Annotated in this window: 3 protein-coding genes; all 3 read right to left on the bottom strand. The window is 41.0% G+C overall.

Features of this window, described 5'->3' with window-relative positions:
- The coding region (locus tag GSM_RS13530; protein ID WP_010078416.1) for a dTDP-glucose 4,6-dehydratase at positions 1-498 on the bottom strand (498 nt) is incomplete at its 3' end.
- A gap of 11 nt (positions 499-509) precedes the next feature.
- Positions 510-1,091: a dTDP-4-dehydrorhamnose 3,5-epimerase gene (rfbC, locus tag GSM_RS13525; RefSeq protein WP_003689634.1), complete on the bottom strand. Its 582-nt coding sequence runs from the start codon at positions 1,089-1,091 to the stop codon at positions 510-512.
- 2 nt (positions 1,092-1,093) lie between these two features.
- Positions 1,094-1,870 (bottom strand): glucose-1-phosphate thymidylyltransferase RfbA (rfbA, locus tag GSM_RS13520; RefSeq protein WP_010078415.1); only part of this gene is annotated, 777 nt, incomplete at its 5' end.

The raw sequence follows: 1,870 nt of genomic DNA, 5'->3' as shown, positions 1-1,870 counted from the left end.
ATCGGAACCAGCCTTTGTTGATGAGTATGGACTTGATGGTCGATACGGCATTTCCGGTGTGAATTTCTCACCCACGCCCTCACCATGACCTGGCAAGTCTTCACGTAAAGGAAGATCACCATACACCTCATCTGTTGAAACATGATGATAACGTACATTATATTTACGACAAGCTTCAATCAATGTATACGTACCAATCAAGTTCGTCTGAATAAAAGGCGTTGGATCCTTCAACGAATTATCGTTATGCGATTCGGCCGCATAATGCACGACTGCATCCGCTTTTTGGACCAATGAATCAACCAATGGTGCATCTACGATGTCCCCAACAACTAACTCAACACGGTCAGCTGGTAAGCCTGCAAGATTTTCTTTATTGCCAGCATATGTCAGCTTATCCAAAACAGTCACATGGATCTCTGGATGGTTATTGACTACATAATGTACAAAGTTAGAGCCAATAAAACCTGCTCCACCTGTCACAATAATATTTTTCATGACCAATCCCCCTATATCTCGCCATAGACAAATGGATTATCTGCTTCAAATTCCTTGAATGTTGGATGCTTCTTATCCTTTTCTGAAAGAATTGCATTCTCAATATCAATTGGCCAGTTAATTGCCAGTGTTGGGTCATCAAAGGCAATTCCACCATCTGCTTGCGCGTTGTAGTAATTATCGCACTTATATAAGAAGTTGACGTTATCCGTTAAAGTCACAAAACCATGCGCAAAACCACGTGGAACAAGTAACTGACGATGGTTACTTTCTGAAAGAATGTAACCCTCCCATTCACCATAAGTTGGGCTTCCCTTGCGGACATCAACAATCACATCAAGCACAGCACCTGTAACTACGCGAATTAATTTTGTCTGTGCCGCTTTTCCTCGTTGAAAATGCAAGCCACGCAAAACACCGGCTTGACTTGACAACGAATGATTATCTTGAATAAAGTCGAAATCGATCCCTGCAGCTTTAAAATCCTTATCTGAATAACTTTCAGTAAAGAATCCCCGCTTGTCACCAAAAACCGCCGGTTCAATTATTTTGACATCTTGTAACTTCGTTTCTGTAATCTTAAGCTTTCCCATCTTTAACCCTCACTCGCTAATCTTAGTAAATATTGACCATACTGATTCTTCTTCAAAGGTTGTGCTAACACCGCTAACTGTTCCCTACTGATGTAACCCATCCGATATGCAATCTCTTCTAAGCAAGCAACTTTTTGATTTTGCCTTTTTTCAATCGTTGCAATAAACGATGAAGCTTCTAGCAATGACTCATGGGTACCCGTATCCAACCATGCAAAACCACGACCCATCAGCTCAACTGACAAAGTCCCGCGTGAAAGGTATTCCTTATTAACATCCGTAATTTCCAATTCGCCACGTGGTGAAGGCTTGATATTTTTCGCGATTTCCACAACATCATTATCGTAGAAATAAAGACCTGTGACCGCATAATGTGACTTTGGATGCTCTGGTTTTTCTTCAATTGACAAAGCATTCATGTCTTTATCAAAATCAACTACGCCAAAACGCTCTGGATCGTTTACGTGATATCCAAAAACAGTTGCTCCATGTTCTTTTTCAGCGACATGCTGCAACATCTTAGAAAGGCCGCCACCATAGTAGATATTATCTCCTAAGACAAGACAAACACTGTCATTGCCAATAAAGTCGGCCCCTAAAATAAAGGCCTGTGCTAATCCTTCCGGCTTAGGTTGGACCTTATATTCAATATGTAGACCAAGTTCATGTCCGTCCCCAAATAATTCTTCAAATCTCGACTCATCTTGTGGCGTTGAAATGATCAAAATATCCTTGATTCCTGCCAACATCAATGTAGACATTGGATAGTAGATCATTGG

The organism is Liquorilactobacillus mali KCTC 3596 = DSM 20444, from assembly GCF_000260415.1.
Classification (GTDB): domain Bacteria; phylum Bacillota; class Bacilli; order Lactobacillales; family Lactobacillaceae; genus Liquorilactobacillus; species Liquorilactobacillus mali.
Note: the sequence above shows the minus strand (reverse complement) of the source record. Positions and strands in the feature narration are given on the sequence as shown.

Coding starts and splice junctions, on each gene's coding strand:
- rfbC (WP_003689634.1), bottom strand. CDS start 1,091: ATGGGAAAGCTTAAGATTACAGAAACGAAGTTACAAGATGTCAAAATA.